At 70.9% G+C, this 17,072-nt stretch carries 17 protein-coding genes and 1 pseudogene; 14 read left to right on the top strand and 4 right to left on the bottom strand.

What is annotated here, in order from left to right; genetic code table 11:
• Positions 1 to 46 precede the first annotated feature (46 nt).
• Positions 47 to 1,408, bottom strand: coding sequence for a glutamine synthetase family protein (locus ACFYV1_RS09500; RefSeq protein ID WP_053557377.1), 1,362 nt, complete (start codon positions 1,406 to 1,408; stop codon positions 47 to 49).
• Between the two features lie 348 nt (positions 1,409 to 1,756).
• Here ACFYV1_RS09500 and ACFYV1_RS09495 point away from each other — a divergent pair, with 348 nt between their 5' ends.
• From ACFYV1_RS09495 to ACFYV1_RS09460, 8 genes are all read left to right on the top strand, one after another.
• Positions 1,757 to 2,089, top strand: coding sequence for an ArsR/SmtB family transcription factor (locus ACFYV1_RS09495; RefSeq protein WP_389395270.1), 333 nt, complete (start codon positions 1,757 to 1,759; stop codon positions 2,087 to 2,089).
• Positions 2,086 to 2,340 (top strand): hypothetical protein, encoded by a 255-nt coding sequence (locus ACFYV1_RS09490; protein WP_389394852.1) that lies wholly within the window; start codon positions 2,086 to 2,088, stop codon positions 2,338 to 2,340. The genes ACFYV1_RS09495 and ACFYV1_RS09490 overlap by 4 nt, the downstream gene beginning before the upstream one ends.
• Before the next feature lie 175 nt (positions 2,341 to 2,515).
• The gene (locus ACFYV1_RS09485; RefSeq protein WP_389394851.1) at positions 2,516 to 4,717 is read left to right on the top strand and encodes an MMPL family transporter; all 2,202 of its coding nucleotides are present in this window, start codon (positions 2,516 to 2,518) and stop codon (positions 4,715 to 4,717) included.
• 129 nt (positions 4,718 to 4,846) lie between these two features.
• Positions 4,847 to 5,218, top strand: a complete 372-nt coding sequence (locus ACFYV1_RS09480; RefSeq protein WP_389394850.1) for a hypothetical protein — start codon at positions 4,847 to 4,849, stop codon at positions 5,216 to 5,218.
• A gap of 69 nt (positions 5,219 to 5,287) precedes the next feature.
• Positions 5,288 to 5,935: a DUF3105 domain-containing protein gene (locus tag ACFYV1_RS09475; protein ID WP_389394849.1), complete on the top strand. Its 648-nt coding sequence runs from the start codon at positions 5,288 to 5,290 to the stop codon at positions 5,933 to 5,935.
• Between the two features lie 5 nt (positions 5,936 to 5,940).
• Positions 5,941 to 6,609 (top strand): DUF305 domain-containing protein, encoded by a 669-nt coding sequence (locus ACFYV1_RS09470; RefSeq protein ID WP_389394848.1) that lies wholly within the window; start codon positions 5,941 to 5,943, stop codon positions 6,607 to 6,609.
• A gap of 139 nt (positions 6,610 to 6,748) precedes the next feature.
• A complete protein-coding gene (locus tag ACFYV1_RS09465; protein WP_389394847.1) occupies positions 6,749 to 7,204 on the top strand; it encodes a CBS domain-containing protein in 456 nt (151 codons plus the stop codon).
• 75 nt (positions 7,205 to 7,279) lie between these two features.
• Complete coding sequence (locus tag ACFYV1_RS09460) at positions 7,280 to 9,037, top strand: NAD+ synthase (RefSeq protein ID WP_389394846.1); 1,758 nt, start codon at positions 7,280 to 7,282, stop codon at positions 9,035 to 9,037.
• Here ACFYV1_RS09460 and ACFYV1_RS09455 read toward each other — a convergent pair.
• Positions 9,006 to 10,238, bottom strand: coding sequence for an MFS transporter (locus ACFYV1_RS09455; protein ID WP_389394845.1), 1,233 nt, complete (start codon positions 10,236 to 10,238; stop codon positions 9,006 to 9,008). The genes ACFYV1_RS09460 and ACFYV1_RS09455 overlap by 32 nt on opposite strands.
• A 188-nt stretch (positions 10,239 to 10,426) precedes the next feature.
• Here ACFYV1_RS09455 and ACFYV1_RS09450 point away from each other — a divergent pair, with 188 nt between their 5' ends.
• Entirely contained in the window at positions 10,427 to 11,245 is an 819-nt protein-coding gene (locus tag ACFYV1_RS09450) for an alpha/beta fold hydrolase (protein ID WP_389395269.1), read from the top strand.
• Positions 11,229 to 12,602, top strand: coding sequence for a PP2C family protein-serine/threonine phosphatase (locus ACFYV1_RS09445; RefSeq protein ID WP_389394844.1), 1,374 nt, complete (start codon positions 11,229 to 11,231; stop codon positions 12,600 to 12,602). Before ACFYV1_RS09450 ends, ACFYV1_RS09445 begins: the two co-directional genes overlap by 17 nt.
• A 54-nt stretch (positions 12,603 to 12,656) precedes the next feature.
• Here the strand turns inward: ACFYV1_RS09445 and ACFYV1_RS09440 are convergent, their stop codons facing one another.
• Entirely contained in the window at positions 12,657 to 13,700 is a 1,044-nt protein-coding gene (locus ACFYV1_RS09440) for an endonuclease/exonuclease/phosphatase family protein (RefSeq protein ID WP_389394843.1), read from the bottom strand.
• A gap of 337 nt (positions 13,701 to 14,037) precedes the next feature.
• On the opposite strand from ACFYV1_RS09440, the gene panB reads away from it, so the two are divergent.
• The 4 genes and pseudogenes from panB (at position 14,038) to ACFYV1_RS09420 (ending at position 16,861) form a co-directional block, all read left to right on the top strand.
• Positions 14,038 to 14,901, top strand: a complete 864-nt coding sequence (panB, locus tag ACFYV1_RS09435) for a 3-methyl-2-oxobutanoate hydroxymethyltransferase (RefSeq protein WP_389394842.1) — start codon at positions 14,038 to 14,040, stop codon at positions 14,899 to 14,901.
• 112 nt (positions 14,902 to 15,013) lie between these two features.
• Positions 15,014 to 15,376, top strand: coding sequence for a cupin domain-containing protein (locus ACFYV1_RS09430; RefSeq protein ID WP_389394841.1), 363 nt, complete (start codon positions 15,014 to 15,016; stop codon positions 15,374 to 15,376).
• Between the two features lie 39 nt (positions 15,377 to 15,415).
• Positions 15,416 to 15,674 (top strand): annotated as a pseudogene (locus ACFYV1_RS09425) (ATP-binding cassette domain-containing protein); the annotation flags it as partial.
• A 386-nt stretch (positions 15,675 to 16,060) separates the two neighbouring features.
• Positions 16,061 to 16,861: a site-2 protease family protein gene (locus tag ACFYV1_RS09420; protein ID WP_389394840.1), complete on the top strand. Its 801-nt coding sequence runs from the start codon at positions 16,061 to 16,063 to the stop codon at positions 16,859 to 16,861.
• 4 nt (positions 16,862 to 16,865) lie between these two features.
• Here the strand turns inward: ACFYV1_RS09420 and ACFYV1_RS09415 are convergent, their stop codons facing one another.
• The gene (locus ACFYV1_RS09415; protein WP_389394839.1) at positions 16,866 to 17,054 is read right to left on the bottom strand and encodes a hypothetical protein; all 189 of its coding nucleotides are present in this window, start codon (positions 17,052 to 17,054) and stop codon (positions 16,866 to 16,868) included.
• Positions 17,055 to 17,072: the final 18 nt, after the last annotated feature.

Below are 17,072 nucleotides of genomic sequence, written 5' to 3'. Positions count from 1 at the left end.
TCGGCCCGGAGTGCCGTACAGCGGTGGAGCCAGGGCTGACCTGGGCTTACAGCACCGGCAGGGACTTGCGCAGCTCGAAGGCGGTGACCTCGGAGCGGTACTCCTCCCACTCCTGCTTCTTGTTGCGGAGGAAGAAGTCGAAGACGTGCTCGCCCAGCGTCTCCGCGACCAGTTCGCTGCGCTCCATCAGGTCGATCGCCTCGCCCAGGTTCTGCGGGAGCGGGGCGATGCCCATCGCGCGGCGTTCGGCGTCGGAGAGGGCCCATACGTCGTCGTCGGCGCCGGCCGGGAGTTCGTAACCCTCCTCGATACCCTTGAGGCCGGCGGCGAGCAGGACCGCGTAGGACAGGTACGGGTTGGCGCCGGAGTCGAGGGAGCGGACCTCGATACGGGCCGAGCCGGTCTTGCCCGGCTTGTACATCGGGACCCGGATCAGGGCGGAGCGGTTGTTGTGGCCCCAGCAGATGTACGAGGGGGCCTCGCCGCCGGCGCCGGCACTGCGGGCGGAGCCGCCCCAGATGCGCTTGTAGGAGTTGACCCACTGGTTGGTGACGGCCGAGATCTCGGCGGCGTGCTTGAGCAGTCCGGCGATGAAGGAGCGGCCGACCTTGGAGAGCTGGTATTCGGCGCCCGACTCGTAGAACGCGTTGCGGTCGCCCTCGAAGAGGGAGAGGTGGGTGTGCATGCCTGAGCCGGGGTATTCGGAGAACGGCTTCGGCATGAAAGTGGCCTGGACGCCCTGCTCGAGCGCGACCTGCTTCATCACGAGGCGGAACGTCATGATGTTGTCGGCCGTGGAGAGCGCATCCGCGTACCGCAGGTCGATCTCCTGCTGGCCGGGGGCTCCCTCGTGGTGGCTGAACTCGACCGAGATGCCCATGGACTCGAGCATGGTGATCGCCTGGCGGCGGAAGTCCATGCCGACGTTCTGCGGGGTGTGGTCGAAGTAGCCGGAGCTGTCGGCGGGCGTGGGGCGGCTGCCGTCGACGGGCTTGTCCTTGAGCAGGAAGAACTCGATCTCGGGGTGGGTGTAGAAGGTGAAGCCCAGGTCCGAGGTCTTGGCCAGGATCCGCTTGAGCACGAAGCGCGGGTCCGCGAAGGACGGTGAGCCGTCGGGCATCAGGATGTCGCAGAACATGCGGGCCGTGCCGGGCGCCTCCGCGCGCCAGGGCAGGATCTGGAAGGTCCCCGGGTCCGGCTTGGCGATCATGTCGGACTCGTAGACGCGCGCGAAGCCCTCGATCGCGGAGCCGTCGAAGCCGATCCCCTCGTCGAAGGCCTGTTCCAGCTCGGCGGGGGCCACGGCGACCGACTTCAGGAAGCCGAGCACATCGGTGAACCACAGGCGCACGAAGCGGATGTCGCGCTCCTCGAGCGTGCGGAGCACGAATTCCTGCTGCTTGTCCATGTCTGCGTTCCTACCCATCCTTGCCGGTCACGGCGCGTGCCTGCTCCCTGGAGCATCCCATCCGCGGGTTTCGGGGAGGTTGCGCACGCGGCTGAGCCCATTGTGTGTCAGGGCCGACCCCTAGACGACCCTGAGGGGACCCTCACCGCCCCCGGACATGTGTCAGATTTCTTTGACACGTCCCCGCGGGGGTGTCAGCTTGAACTGACACACCGAGGCGAAGGGGGCGCGATGGGCGAGAACCCGGATCGGGACCTCGTGCCGGAGCCTGATCCGGCGTCGGGATCGGCATCGGGGTCGGCGTCGAAGTCGGCGTCGGCGTCGGCGTCGAAACCGGAGCCGGAGCCGGTGCTGACGGGCGACGCGCTGCTGAAGGTCCTCACGGCGCTGGGCAATCCCCATCGGATGCGGATCGTGGCCGCGCTGCTCGACGGCCGCGACTACGTCAGCCGGCTCGCTCGCGAGCTGGGCATCGGGCGGCCCCTGCTGCACATGCATCTGCAGCGGCTCGAGGCGGCCGGGCTGGTCCGCGGCGAGCTGGAACTGTCCGACGGCGGCAAGGCGATGAAGTACTTCGAGCTCACGCCGTTCTGCGTCGCGCTCACGCCCGAAGCGGTGGCGGCAGCGGCGAGAACGCTCACGGAGGAGGAGAAGGACACCATGAAGGAGACGGCGAAATGAACGGGGACCTGGTCGGAGCGGTCGGGGCCGCCGGAGTCTTCCTGCTGGGCATCGTCATCGTCTGGCAGGTCGCGGCGACCTGGCGGGCCCGGGTGCTGGCGACACGTGACAACGAGTACCGCAAACTCGCGGACAAGTACGCGCAGTTGCTGGAGGACACCACCGAACTGCACCGGCGCACGCTCGAGGAACTGACGCAGACGCGCACCTCGCTCACGTCGATGGAGAAGATGATGCGCGAGATCGAATAGCGCTCGAACGCACGCGGCTTGCACGCCGCGGCGGTACGGCCAGGAGCGGCAACTCCCGGCCGTACCCATGGAGAACACATCCCAGGCACATCACCCGCGCCGCGGCAGGTCCGCAAACCCTCACGCCGCGGTGCGGAACCCGTGCGCCCCGAACTCCACACACAGGAGACTACTCATGAAAGCGCTGCTCAAGCGCCTGGCCTCGGCGCCCGGCGGCCGGCGCACCAAGTGGCTCGTGCTCGCCGGCTGGGTGATCCTCGCGGTCGCCCTCGGTCCGCTCGCCGGGAAGCTCGGCGAGGTCGAGGACACCGGTCCGAACGCGTTCCTGCCGCGCGGAGCCGAGTCGGCCCAGGTCAACACCCAGCTGGAGAAGTTCCGTACCGACGAGGTGATGCCGGTCGTCGCCGTCTACAGCAGCACGGACGGTACGGAGGCCGGTGCCGACGCCCGCGCGAAGGCGGAGTCGGACCGGCGCGCGTTCGCCGGTCATGTCGCCGAGGGGCAGCGGATGTCCCCGGTGCTGCCCTCCGACGACGGCTTGGCGCTGATGGTCGTGGTGCCGCTGTCGGACGACCTCGGGAACCGGGTGGAGGAGATCCGCGAGATCGCGGGCGCCAACGCTCCCCCGGGCCTCGATGTGGCGGTCGGCGGACCGGCCGGTTCGCTGATGGACCAGGTCGCGGTCTTCGACACGCTCGACGCCACCCTGATGATCGCCACCGCGCTCGTGGTGGCCGTTCTGCTGCTCATCACGTACCGCAGCCCGGTGCTGTGGCTCCTTCCGCTGCTGGCCGTCGGCTTCGCCGCCGTCCTCACCCAGGTCAGCACCTATCTGCTGGCCCGGTACGCCGGGCTGCCCGTCGATCCGCAGAGCGCGGGCATCCTGATGGTGCTCGTCTTCGGTGTCGGCACCGACTACGCCCTGCTGCTCATCGCCCGTTACCGGGAGGAGCTGCACCGCCACGAGGACCGGCACACGGCGATGCGGCTGGCCCTGCGGCGCTCGGGTCCGGCGATCCTCGCCTCCGCGGGCACGATCGCGGTCGGTCTCGCCTGCCTGTCGCTCGCCGACATCAACTCCTCGCGTTCGCTGGGCCTCGTGGGCGCCGTCGGCGTCGTGTGCGGGTTCCTGGCGATGGTCACCGTGCTGCCCGCCCTGCTGGCGGTCGCGGGCCGCTGGGTGTTCTGGCCGTTCGTGCCGCGCTTCGCCCCGGCACCTGCACCGGACGCGGCGGGCGCACCGGACGCGGCGGGGGCGGTGGGGCCCGCGGGGCCGGCGCGCGGGCCGGTCACGGTCTGGGCGCGGATCGGGAACGCCGTCGCCCGGCGTCCGCGCTGGTCGTGGCTGATGTCCGTCGGCGTGACGGGTGTGCTGGCGCTGAGCGCCTTCGGCATCGACATGGGCCTGACGCAGTCCGAGATGTTCCAGACCAGGCCCGAGTCGGTCGTCGCCCAGGAACGGATCTCCGCGCACTACCCGTCGGGCGCCTCCGACCCGGCGACGATCGTGACGAAGTCCGCGCGGGCCGGTGAGGTGAAGGCGGCCGCCGCGGCGGTGCCGGGCGTGGCACGGGTCGAGGACGGCGAGCGCACGCGGGACGGGGAGCTCGCCACCGTGAAGGTCGTGCTCGACCACGCCCCGGACAGCGAGGCCGCGAAGGACACCGTCGACGCGCTGCGCTCCTCCGTGGACCGGGTCCAAGGCGCGGACGCCCTGGTGGGCGGTACGACCGCGCAGACGCTGGACACCCAGCGGGCGGCCGACCGTGATCTGCGGACCGTCATCCCGGTGGTGCTGCTGGTGGTGCTGCTCGTGCTGGTGTGGCTGCTGCGGGCGATCGTCGCGCCGGTGCTGCTGCTGGCGACGGTGGTCCTCTCGTACTTCGCGGCGCTCGGCGCCTCGAACCTCCTCTTCGAGCGCGTCCTCGGCTTCGCCGGTGTCGACTGGTCGATCCCGCTGATGGGCTTCGTGTTCCTGGTCGCCCTCGGCATCGACTACAACATCTTCCTCATGCACCGCGTCAAGGAGGAGTCAGAGCGCCTCGGCCTCGCACGCGGCGTGCTGGAGGGGCTCACGACCACGGGCGGTGTGATCACGAGCGCGGGCGTCGTGCTGGCGGCCACGTTCGCGGTGTTCGCCGGACTCCCGCTGGTGACCATGGCCCAGATGGGCGTGATCGTCGGCCTCGGCGTCCTGCTGGACACGTTCCTGGTCCGTACGGTGCTGGTGCCGGCGCTCGCGCTGGACCTGGGGCGCTGGTTCTGGTGGCCGGGCCGGCTGTTCAGGACCGGCGGGGCAGGCGGGGTCGGCGGGGCCGTCCCGGCTGCCGCGGTCGGCCGTCCCTCGACGGCCGGGCGGGCGCCGGAACACGTCTGAGGCCCGGGCACACGGCCCGCGCGGGGTCCCGCCGTACGCACGGCGGGACCCCGCCCGCTCGTCGCCGGTCTCCCGAAATCGCCGCCCGACTGGCGTACCGGACGCGTACGCCTACTACGATCTGCGGCCATGGGAGGTTCGCGGCCCGGCCGCCTCTCGGGCGCCAAGCGTCCCACGGCTCTGCTGAGCGCCGTGGCGACGCTCCTCGGCGCGCTCTTCGTCTGTCTGGGCCCGGCCCGCCCGCACCACGGCACCACCGCCCACTCGCCGTACGAGTCGGCCACGACAACCGCGTACAGCTGCCCGTACGACGACGGTGGCTGCGGACTGCTCCCCGTGCTGAGCCCCGCGGTGCTCACCGTGCCGCCGCCGGACGCCCCTCTGGAGGCCGACGCCCGGCCCCTGTACGCCGGGCGGGCCGCCGACGTCGGCCGTCAAAACCGTTCCGGAGCGCTCGCCCGCGCCCCTGACCTGCACGTCCTTCAGGTACTGCGGACGTGAGACGCCCGCACGACCTCGCAGGCATTGCCGAACCCCCATTCCGCAGACTCCACGAAGGACACCGCCATCATGGCCAGCCGTAACACCAACAACGACCGCCGGGCCCGAATAGAGCAGATGCGCCGGGCCGAGCAGGCCCGCGAGCGCCGCAACCGGATCCTCACCATCGGCATCAGCGGCGTCGTCGTCGCCGGCCTCGTCGGCTTCGGGGTCTTCGTGCTCAACAAGGAGTCCGAGGAGAAGGAGCAGCGCGTCGCGGAGGCGAAGGCCCCCGTCGTGGACGAGAAGACCTGGGACGCGAAGAAGCTCGGCCGCAACCATGTGGAGACGGCCGTCTCGTACGAGATGAAGCCGCCGGTCGGCGGTGACCACAGCCAGGTGTGGATGAACTGCAACGGCGACGTCTACTCGGAGCCGATTCCCGAGGTCAACGCCGTGCACTCCCTGGAGCACGGCGCGGTGTGGGTGACCTACACCGACAAGGCGGCCAAGGCCGACGTCGACAAGCTCGCGGAGAAGGTCAAGAAGACGCCGTACACGCTGATGAGCCCGTACAAGGACCAGCAGGGCGCGATCATGCTGAGCGCCTGGGGCAAGCAGGTCGTCGTCGACTCGGCCGACGACAAGCGGGTCAGCCAGTTCTTCACCAAGTACGTGCAGGGCGCGCAGACGCCCGAGCCGGGCGCGGCGTGCACGGGCGGGCTGAGCGGCAAGTGACGGGCATGACGCGTACGCACTGGGCCGCCGTCACGGCGGTGGTGCTCGCGCTGCTGTTCGCGGGGGCCGCCACGGTGGCCTCCGCGGGGGACGGCGGGGGCGCGTCCGCGGACCGCACGCCGACGGGGGCGTCCGCGGACGCCGGCTTCGCCCGCGACATGTCGGTCCACCACCAGCAGGCGGTGGAGATGTCCTTCATCGTCCGGGACCGTACGCAGGACGAAGAGGTGCGCAGGCTCGCGTACGACATCGCCAACACGCAGGCCAACCAGCGCGGCATGATGCTGGGCTGGCTCGACCTGTGGGGTCTGCCGAAGGTGTCGGCGGACGCGGAGCCGATGGAGTGGATGGGCCCGGAGGGCGGCGGCGATGCCACCGCCCACTCCGGGCACGGCGGGCACCAGGCCGAGGACGGGTCGCTGATGCCCGGCATGGCGACCAAGTCGGACCTGGAGCAGCTCTCCCGGCTGAACGGCAAGCAGGCTGAGATCCTCTACCTGCAGCTGATGATCATCCATCACAACGGCGGCATCGCCATGGCCAAGGGCTGCGTCGAGCAGTGCGAGGTCGGGGTGGAACGGGATCTGGCGCAGGGCATGGTCGACGCGCAGGCGTCGGAGGTCGAGCTGATGGTCGACCTGCTGCGCAAGCGCGGTGCTCAGCCGCGCACCTGACGCGTACGCGCATCTGGCTTGCATCTGGCGCGCTTGACGCGCGTGGCCTTCCGGGGTGTGCGACTGCGGTCGCACACCCCGGAAGGCGCAACGACAATGGGGTGGCTCGGGGCCGTACGGCATCCAGGAGGCACGACCCATGACCACTGCGAAGGACATCATGCACGCGGGGGCCCGTTGGATCCCCGAACACGAGACCCTCGACCGGGCGGCGCAGCTGATGCGCGAACTGAACGTGGGCGCGCTGCCGATCGCCGACGCCGACGAGCGCCTGTGCGGCATCCTCACCGACCGCGACATCGTCGTCGGCTGTGTGGCGATGGGCCACGACCCCGCCCGGACCACGGCGGGCGACATGGCGAAGGGCACGCCGCGGTGGATCGACGCCGGCGCGGACGTGGAAGCCGTCCTGCGGGAGATGCAGGGCCATCAGATCCGGCGGTTGCCGGTGATCGAGAACAAGCGGCTGGTCGGCATGATCAGCGAGGCCGACCTCGCGCAGCATCTGAGCGAGGAGCAGCTGGCAAGCTGGGCGGAGCGGGTCTACGCGGAGAGCGGCACGGAGCGGCTGGCCGATGCGGGACGGATGACCTGACGGGGCCAGGCGAGGGCGGACACGGGGCTCGGGGCCGGAAGGACATCGCGTCAGAAAGACGATTACACTGGCCCCGTGCCTCAACTACGTCTCGCCCTGAATCAGATCGACTCCACCGTCGGCGATCTCGCCGGCAACGCCGAGGCGATCGTGCACTGGACCCGGCACGCCGCGGAACAGGGGGCGCACATCGTCGCGTTCCCCGAGATGGCGCTGACCGGCTACCCCGTCGAGGACCTCGCGCTGCGGTCGTCCTTCGTCGAAGCGTCCCGTTCCGCGCTGCGCGCGCTCGCCTCGCGGCTCGCCGCCGAGGGGTTCGGCGAGCTGCCGGTCGTCGTCGGTTATCTGGACCGGTCGGAGACGGACGGCCCCCGGTACGGACGCCCCGCCGGGTCCCCGCGCAACGCCGCCGCAGTCCTGCACCACGGCGAGGTGGCGCTGAGCTTCGCCAAGCACCACCTGCCCAACTACGGCGTCTTCGACGAGTTCCGCTACTTCGTGCCGGGCGACACCCTGCCCGTGGTGCGCGTGCACGGCGTCGACATCGCGCTCGCGATCTGCGAGGACCTGTGGCAGGACGGCGGCCGGGTGCCGGCCGCGCGCAGCGCGAAGGCCGGGCTGCTGATCTCGGTCAACGCCTCGCCGTACGAGCGGGAGAAGGACGACACCCGCCTCGAGCTCGTGCGCAAGCGCGCCCAGGAGGCGGGCTGCACCACCGCGTATCTCGCGATGATCGGCGGGCAGGACGAGCTGGTCTTCGACGGTGACTCGATCGTCGTGGGCGCCGACGGTGAAGTGATCGCCCGTGCCCCGCAGTTCGCCGAGGGCAGCGTCGTACTCGATCTGGAACTGCCGGCGGCCGCGGCCGACGCCCCGACCGGCGTCGTCGACGACGGGCTGCGCATCGACCGCGTGATCCTCTCCGAGGAACCGCTTCCGGCGTACGAGGCCGAGCTGACCGGCGGGTACGCCGACCGGCTCGACGACGACGAGGAGGTGTACTCCGCCCTGGTGGTGGGCCTGCGCGCGTACGCCGCCAAGAACGGCTTCCGGTCCGTGCTCATCGGGCTCTCCGGCGGCATCGACTCCGCCCTCGTCGCGGCGATCGCCTGCGACGCGCTCGGCGCGCAGAACGTGTACGGCGTCTCCATGCCCTCCAAGTACAGCTCCGACCACTCCAAGGGCGACGCGGCCGAGCTGGCCCGCCGTACCGGGCTCAACTTCCGCACCGTGCCGATCGAGCCGATGTTCGACGCCTACATGGGTTCGCTGGGGCTGACCGGCCTCGCCGAGGAGAACCTGCAGTCGCGGCTGCGCGGCACGATGCTGATGGCGATCTCCAACCAGGAGGGTCACATCGTGCTCGCGCCGGGCAACAAGTCCGAGCTGGCGGTGGGGTACTCGACGCTGTACGGCGACTCGGTCGGCGCGTACGGGCCGATCAAGGACGTCTACAAGACGACCGTGTTCCGGCTCGCGAAGTGGCGCAACCGTGCCGCGGAGGACCGCGGCCAGACCCCGCCGATCCCGGAGGCGTCGATCACCAAGCCGCCGAGCGCCGAGCTGCGCCCCGGCCAGGTCGACACCGACTCGCTGCCGGACTACGACGTACTGGACCGGATCCTGGAGCTGTACGTGGACCGGGACCAGGGCAAGGACGCGATCGTGGCGGCCGGTTACGACGAGGCGCTGGTGGCGAAGACGCTGCGGATGGTGGACACGGCGGAGTACAAGCGGCGTCAGTACCCGCCGGGCACCAAGATCTCGGCGAAGGGGTTCGGCAAGGACCGGCGGCTGCCGATCACGAACCGCTGGCGCGAGACGACGGGCTGACCGGCCGCTCCGGTGCGAGGGGGCTTCCCGCGACGACGCGGGAGGCCCCCTCCGCCGTACGGTCGCGGTCCAGCAGGCCGGCGGTCGCGGCGACGGCCAGGCCCACCACGGCGAGGACCGCTCCGACGAGTGCCGGGGACGTCCAGCCCCAGCCCGCCGCGATGGCCGTGCCGCCGAGCCAGGCGCCGCCCGCGTTGGCGAGGTTGAACGCGGAGTGGTTGGAGGCGGACGCGAGCGTCGGGGCGTCCTTGGCCTTGCGCATCACCAGCATCTGCAGCGGCGTGGTGGTCAGGAACCCGACCGCGCCGAGGACGACGACAGTGGTGAGCGCCAGCCACGGTGTGCGGACCGTGAGAGGGAAGGCGGCCAGGACGAGCGCGAGCGCGGCGAGGGAGCCGTAGAGCGTCGGTCGCAGCGCCCGGTCGGTGAGCGGGCCCGCGGCCAGCGCCCCGAGGGTCATGCCGATGCCGAACAGGGCGAGGACGAGGGTGACGGACGACTCGCCGAGGCCGATCGCCTCGGTCGTCATCGACGCGAGGTAGGAGTACACGGCGAAGACGCCCGCGAACCCGAAGACGGCGGTCAGCAGGCCGAGCAGGACCTGCCGGTCGCCGAGGGCGCGGATCTCGCGGCCGATGCCCTGGCGGGTGTCGAGCGGCATGTGGGGCACGAGCTTCGCGAGGGCCGCCATGGCGAACAGGCCGATGGCGGTCACGACGAGGAACGTCGCCCGCCAGCCGAGCTGCTGGCCGAGCGCGGTCGCGGCGGGGACGCCGACGATGTTCGCCACGGTGAGCCCGAGGAACATCGTGGCGACGGCACGGGCCTGCCGGTGCTCCCTCACGAGGCGGGCGGCGACGACGGCGCCGACGCCGAAGAACGCGCCGTGGGGCAGTCCGGCGAGGACCCGTCCGGCGAGCAGGGTGCCGAAGCCGGGGGCGAGCGCGGACGCGAGGTTGCCGACGGTGAAGAGCGCCATCAGGAGCAGCAGCATCCGCTTGCGCGGGACGCGGGAGCCCAGAGCGGTGAGCAGGGGTGCGCCGATGACGACGCCGATGGCGTAGGCGGAGACCAGGTGGCCGGCGGTGGGAACGGAGGTGCCGAGATCGTCTGCGACGTTGGGCAGGAGGCCCATCATCACGAATTCGGTGGTACCGATGCCGAAGGCGGACACGGCGAGGGCGAGCAGCGCCAGGGGCATGTGGGGTGAGCCTTTCCGAGTAAGTTTGTTCTCGGAACAAATCTTCTCAGAGATTCTGTTCCCGGCGGTGAACACCTGGTTGCGGTGACGTTTTCCGGACCCGCCGACCACTCGGACCCCCGGCGGCGGAGACACCGGGATCACATGACGCCTTTCGGGCATGTCGGTCAGGTGTAAACATGACCGGTATGGACATCCGCCGCAGGAACAACGTGACGGTGACCGGTCTCGCCGACGGGCCGGAGATGGTGCTGGCGCACGGGTTCGGCTGCGACCAGAACCTGTGGCGCCTGACCGTACCGGCCCTGGCGAAGCGGTACCGGACGGTGCTGTTCGACTACGTCGGCTGCGGCGGCTCGGACCTGTCGGCCTGGAGCGAGGAGCGCTACTCCTCGATCGACGGCTACGCGCAGGACGTGATCGAGATCTGCGAGGAGCTCGACCTCGAGCGGGCGGTGTTCGTGGGGCACTCGGTCAGCGCCATGGTCGGGGTACTGGCGGCGCGGGCGGCGCCGCGGCGTATCGGAACGCTGGTGATGGTGACTCCCTCGCCCCGCTACATCGACGACGGCGACTACCGCGGCGGCTTCACCACGGAGGACATCGACGAACTGCTGGCGTCCCTGGAGTCCAATTATCTGGGCTGGTCGTCCGTCATGGCCCCGGTGATCATGGGCAATCCCGACCGGCCGGAGCTGGGGCAGGAACTGACGAACAGCTTCTGCGCCACTGATCCCGACATCGCTCGTGTCTTCGCCCGCACCACGTTCCTGTCCGACAACCGTGACGACCTGGAGAGCGTGAGCGTGCCGACGCTCGTGCTCCAGTGCTCCCAGGACGCCATCGCCCCTCGCGACGTCGGCGCGTACGTGCACGCGGCGATTCCCTCCTCCCGCCTCGTCACGCTGGACGCGACCGGGCACTGCCCGCAGCTGAGCGCCCCGGAGGCCACCGCGGAAGCGATTCTCGACTTCCTGGAGGACATCCGCGATGTGCCGCGCGGATAGGGACCCGAAGCCGCTCGGCGCGGGCGGTGACGAGGACGCGGACGCGGTGTTCACCGGGCTGCTGGAGGACAGCGCCGAGGAGCTGTACGACTCGGCTCCCTGCGGCTACCTGTCCACGTTGATGGACGGCACGATTGCCAAGATCAACAGCACGCTGCTCCAGTGGCTCGGCATGGAGCGCGACGCGGTGGTCGGGCACAGACGCTTCGCCGACCTGCTCACGGTCGGGGGGAAGCTGTATCACGAAACTCACTTCGCGCCCCTGCTGAGAATGCAGGGCGAACTGCACGGTATCGCTCTGGAGATGAGGGACGCCGACGGCGGCCGGCTGCCGGTGCTTGTCTCCTCACAGGTCAAGCACAGCAGCGAAGGGGAGCCGCTGCTGATCCGCACCACCGTCTTCGACGCCTCCGACCGCCGCGCCTACGAAGAGGAACTCCTGCACCGCCGCCAGGAGGCCGAAGAGGCCGGCGCCGAGGCCGAACGCGCCCGCGCCGAGGCCGAACGGGCCCGCGCCGAGGCCGAGGAGGTGCGGCGGCAGGCCGAGGCCGACCGGGAACGGCTGGCCGACGTGCTCGCCGTGCTGCAGAAGTCCCTGCTGCCCGACACCCTGCCCGTCCTGCCGGGGCTGGAGACGGCCGCCCACTACCACACGGCCTGTCCCGACCAGCTCGGCGGCGACTTCTACGACCTTTTCGCCGTCGACGAGCGCCGGTGGGCGTTCTTCCTCGGCGACGTGTGCGGCAAAGGTCCGCAGGCGGCGTCCCTCACCTCGCTGACCCGCCACACCCTGCGCGCCGCCGCGCTCCACGACCCCGACCCGGCCGCGGCGCTGACCACGCTGAACGCCACCCTGTACGCGCGGCACAGTGCCGGCGACGACGAACCCGAGTACTGCACGTGCATCGCGGGCCTCCTCGTACTCGACGAGGGCGACCGCATCACGGTCCGCCTCGCCTCCGGCGGCCACCCTCCGGCGCTCGTCCTGCGCGCCGAAGGCCACGCCGACCTCCTGCCCACCCCCGGCGGAATGCTCGTCGGGGTGCTGCCCGACGCACCCGTCGGCACCGCGGAGACCGTTCTGGCTCCCGGCGACACGCTCCTGCTCTACACCGACGGCCTCACCGAGGCCCGCACCGGCCCGGCCCGCGACGGCCTGTACGGCGAGGAAGCCCTGCACGCGTTCGCCACGCACCGCGCGCCCGCCGCACCCCGGGAGGTGATCACCGCACTGGCCGGACTGCTGGAGAGCTTCGGCGACGGTCTCGACGACGACACGGCCCTGCTCGCCCTCGGCGTCCCCACCGCCGGGCCCCGCACCGCGCCGGTGTCGGACCACCCGGGCCGAGCCCGCTGAACGTCGTCCGGCATCCCGTGCCCCCGGCACCACCGCGGGACGAGGCCGGCGGGGTCACAGATCGACGCTTGCCGCGATCGGCAGATGGTCGCTGTTCGTCCGCGGCAGCGTCCACGAGGACACCGGCTCCACACCCCGCACCATGATCTGGTCGATCCGCGCCATCGGGAACGCCGCCGGCCAGCTGAAGCCGAAGCCGTCGCCCGCCGCGCCCTGTGTGGAACGCATCTGGGACGTGACGGCGTTCAGCGAGCGGTCGTTCATCGTGCCGTTCAGGTCTCCGAGCAGTACGACCCTGTCCATCCGCTCGCGGGCGATCGCCTCGCCCAGCGCGTCGGCGCTGTTGTCCCGCTGATTGGCGGTGAAGCCGGCCTCGAGCTTCACGCGTACGGACGGCATGTGCGCCACGTACACCGCGACGTCCCCGCCGGGCGCCCTCACCGTCGCCCGCATGGCACGGATCCAGCCCATCCCGATGTCGACGGGGGTCGTGCCGGTCAGCGGGTACCTGCTCCACAGGCCGACCGTGCCCTCGACCGCGTGATAGGGGTACGTACCGGCCAGCGCCTGCTCGTACGTCCCGACCTGCCCGATCGGCAGCTCCTGCAGCGCCAGGACGTCGGCGCCGGAGGCGGCCACGTCCCGTGCGGTGCCCGCCGGGTCCGGGTTCTGCGCGTTCACGTTGTGCGTGGCGACGGTCAGATCGCCGCTCTCCGCGTCCGCGGCCGCCGACTTGCCGGTCAGCAGCCCGCCGAAGAGATTCAGCCAGACGACCAGCGGGAGCAGCACGGCGATCAGCGCGGTCGCGGAGCGCCGCAGCACCGCCCCGACGCCGATCAGCGGGACGAAGACGCCGAACCAGGGCAGGAACGTCTCCGTCAGGCTGCCGAGGTTGCCGATCCGGTTGGGGATCCGGGCGTGCAGGGCCATGAGCAGGGCGACCAGCACGGCGCAGAGCGCGAGGACGATGCCGCGGCGCCAGATGCCGCGGTCGCCGCGCCACCGGGCGGACAGGCGTCGGAGCCTCCCGGCGAGAGGCCCGGTGGGCCGCGTCCGTGTCGCGCCGTTCCCCGTGTCCGCCGTGTACGCCTGCGCCATAAAGCTGTCCCTCACTGCCTTGCCGTCACGCCGCCTCGCCGTCGTCCATAGGGACACTAGGCGATGACCGGTGGTCACTCCGCCGTCCGCGCGGGGACGGCCGTACTGCCTCGATGACGACGGGGCGGCACGACGGGTTCCTGGCATCGGGCCTGATGAGGACGCTGTGACAGAACGGGCACACTTGCCGCGCCGCGGCCGGGCCGACCACGGCGACCGCGCGGCACGCGGGGGTGTGACGGGGTCCTCTTCCGTACGGGCGGCATGAGGTGCCACCATGGAAGCGATCCGGGGACGCCGTCAGGGTGCCCCGAGATGAAGAAGGAGCCGAATACTCATGACGCTTCAGCCTGCCCAGAACGCCTCCGACAGCAGCAGCAAAGCGCTGTACGGCGGTAAGCAGACTCGCCGCATCACGGTCCACGACATCGCCGCCGCCAAGGAGCGCGGTGAGAAGTGGCCCATGCTCACCGCCTACGACGCGATGACGGCGTCCGTCTTCGACGAGGCCGGCATCCCCGTGGTGCTCGTGGGCGACTCGATGGGCAACTGCCACCTCGGCTACGAGACCACCGTGCCCGTCACGATGGACGAGATGACACTGCTGTCCGCCGCCGTCGTGCGGGGCACCAGACGCGCCCTCGTCGTCGGCGACCTGCCTTTCGGCGCGTACCAGGAGGGCCCGGTCCAGGCCCTGCGCAACGCCACCCGGCTGGTCAAGGAGGCGGGCGTCGGCGCGATCAAGCTGGAGGGCGGCGAGCGGTCGCTGGCCCAGACCGACCTGATCGTGCAGTCCGGCATCCCGGTCATGTCGCACCTCGGCCTGACCCCGCAGTCCGTGAACACCATGGGCTACCGGGTGCAGGGCCGCAGCGACGAGGCCGCCCACAAGCTGATCCGCGACGCCAAGGCCGCCCAGGACGCGGGCGCGTTCGCGGTGGTCCTCGAGCTGGTGCCCGCCGAGCTCGCGGCCGAGGTCACGCGCTCCCTGCACATCCCCACCATCGGCATCGGCGCCGGTCCCGACACCGACGCGCAGGTCCTGGTGTGGACGGACATGGCCGGTCTGACGGGCGGCAAGGTGCCGCGCTTCACCAAGCAGTACGCCAACCTCCGCCGGACCCTCGGCGACGCGGCGAAGGCGTTCGCCGACGACGTCGCGGGCGGGGCGTTCCCCGCCGAGGAGCACAGCTTCCACTGAGCCACTACCGGCACCAACGACAGCCCGCCGATCGTCCCCCGTCGGCGGGCTGTCGGCGTAGTGTGAGGAGTGGCCTCGGGGATCCCCGCACGCCGCCAGGAGGCGGAACATCATGGCCAAAATCCTGACCAGGACCTTCGATTCGGCCGACGAGACCCGTGCGTTCAAGGACGGGAAAGGGAAGCTGGATCTCCTCAACACGGAGCACGGGCCGGTCGGCCGGGCCGTGTTCGAACCGGGCTGGCGCTGGTCCACCCACGTCAAGCCCATCGCAGGCACCGACAGTTGTATGGCGGGGCATGTCGGCTACGTCGTCAGCGGCCGGATGACCATCGTCATGGACGACGGCGAGACGGCCGAAGTACGGCCCGGCCAGTTCGTCACCGTGCCGCCGGGACACGACGCGTACGTGGTCGGGGACGAGCCGTGCGTGATGCTCGACTGGGTCGGATTCGGCGACTACGCGAAGACCTGAACGGCCGGAACCACAGGCCGCCGACCGCGCGCCGGCGGCCTGCGGCCATCCGTGACGAAGGCGCTCGACGGGGTGGACCTGGACGTCCGTGAAGGCACGGTGCTCGGTGTCCTCGGTCCCAACGGCGCCGGCAGGACCACCTGGTGCGCTGCCTGTCCACGCTGGTCCTCCCCGACGCGAGCCGTGCGACGGTCGCCGGCTGCGACGGGGTGAAGCAGGCCGGCAGCTTCACCGGACCATCGGCCTCACCGGCCAGTACGCCTCGGTCGACGAGAAGCTCTCCGGCCGGGAGAACCTCTGCCGGCTCCGCGGGTGGGTCGTCCTCCAGCACCTCGTCGACCAGGATGTTCACCGGGACCGGGCGCCCCGCGCGGAACGCGAGCGCCGCCTGCAGGGCGCGCAGCCGGGCCCCGCCGAGCGCGACGGGCGTGCCGTCGTCGTGGACGGCCTGGGTGGTGCCGAGCAGGAGACGCCGCACCCGCCCATTGCCCCTGCGGTGGGGCGGCCGCGGTGTCGGTACCGTTCCGGCGGGGCAGGAGCAGGAACCGGGAGCGCCTTCCGGATCGTTCCACTCCGTGCCGCGGGTTCGTTCCGCACGCTCCGCGTGCTCTGCCGACCCGCCCGTATGCCCGTTCCGCTCGTTCCACACGCCCGTACTTCCGCCGCATTTCAGGAGCCGCGTTCATGACCACCGCCGCCAGGCGCCACAGCGACCGCGCCGTCAGTCCGGTCTTCATCGGGATCGCCGCGGTGATGGCGGTCACCGGCTGGGCGGTGTGGACCGGCTTCTCGGCCGTCCCCGGCTTCGCCGTCTTCCTCTTCGTCGTCTCCGCGTGGATCGTGTCGCTCTGTCTGCACGAGTACGCCCACGCCCGCACCGCGCTGCACGGCGGCGACATCTCCATCGGCGCCAAGGGCTATCTGACGCTGAACCCGCTGAAGTACACGCACGCCCTGCTGAGCATCGTGCTGCCGGTCGTCTTCGTGATCATGGGCGGCATCGGCCTGCCGGGCGGCGCGGTCTTCATCGAGCGGAATCGCATCAGCGGCCGCTGGAAGCACAGCGTCGTCTCGGCCGCCGGCCCGCTGACGAACGTCCTGTTCGCCGCCGTGTGCACCGCCCCGTTCTGGCTGGGGGCGCTGGACGGTGTGCCGGCCGCGTTCCGCTTCTCGCTCGCGTTCCTCGCGATGCTCCAGGTCACCGCCGCGATCCTGAACTTCCTGCCGGTCCCCGGACTGGACGGCTACGGCGTGATCGAGCCCTGGCTGTCGTACAAGGTGCGCCGGCAGGTCGAGCCGATCGCGCCCTTCGGCCTGATCATCGTTTTCGTGATCCTCTTCATCCCCGAGGTCAACACCGTCTTCTTCGACGCCGTGTACGGGGTCATGCAGGCCCTCGGCGTGAACGAGAACGGCATCTACTGCGGCCGGGACCTGTTCGAGTTCTGGAACGGGCAGAACCAGTTCTGCGCGGCGTCCGCCTGACGCGTCAGACGGAACCGGAACCGGCCGCCCGCTCGGCCTTCGCCCGGCGGATGTAGTACCAGGCCATGTTCGACGACACCCCGGCGAGCAGCACCCACACGATCCCGAGCCAGATGCCCTGCACGAAGGAGATCACCGCCGCGACGACGGCGAGGGCGCAGACAGCGAGGGAGTAGAGAGCGAGGCGGGGCATGGGGTACGGCTCCTGTCG

This window comes from Streptomyces sp. NPDC003023 (assembly GCF_042888225.1).
In the GTDB taxonomy this organism is placed as follows: Bacteria; Actinomycetota; Actinomycetes; order Streptomycetales; family Streptomycetaceae; genus Streptomyces.
Note: the sequence above shows the minus strand (reverse complement) of the source record. Positions and strands in the feature narration are given on the sequence as shown.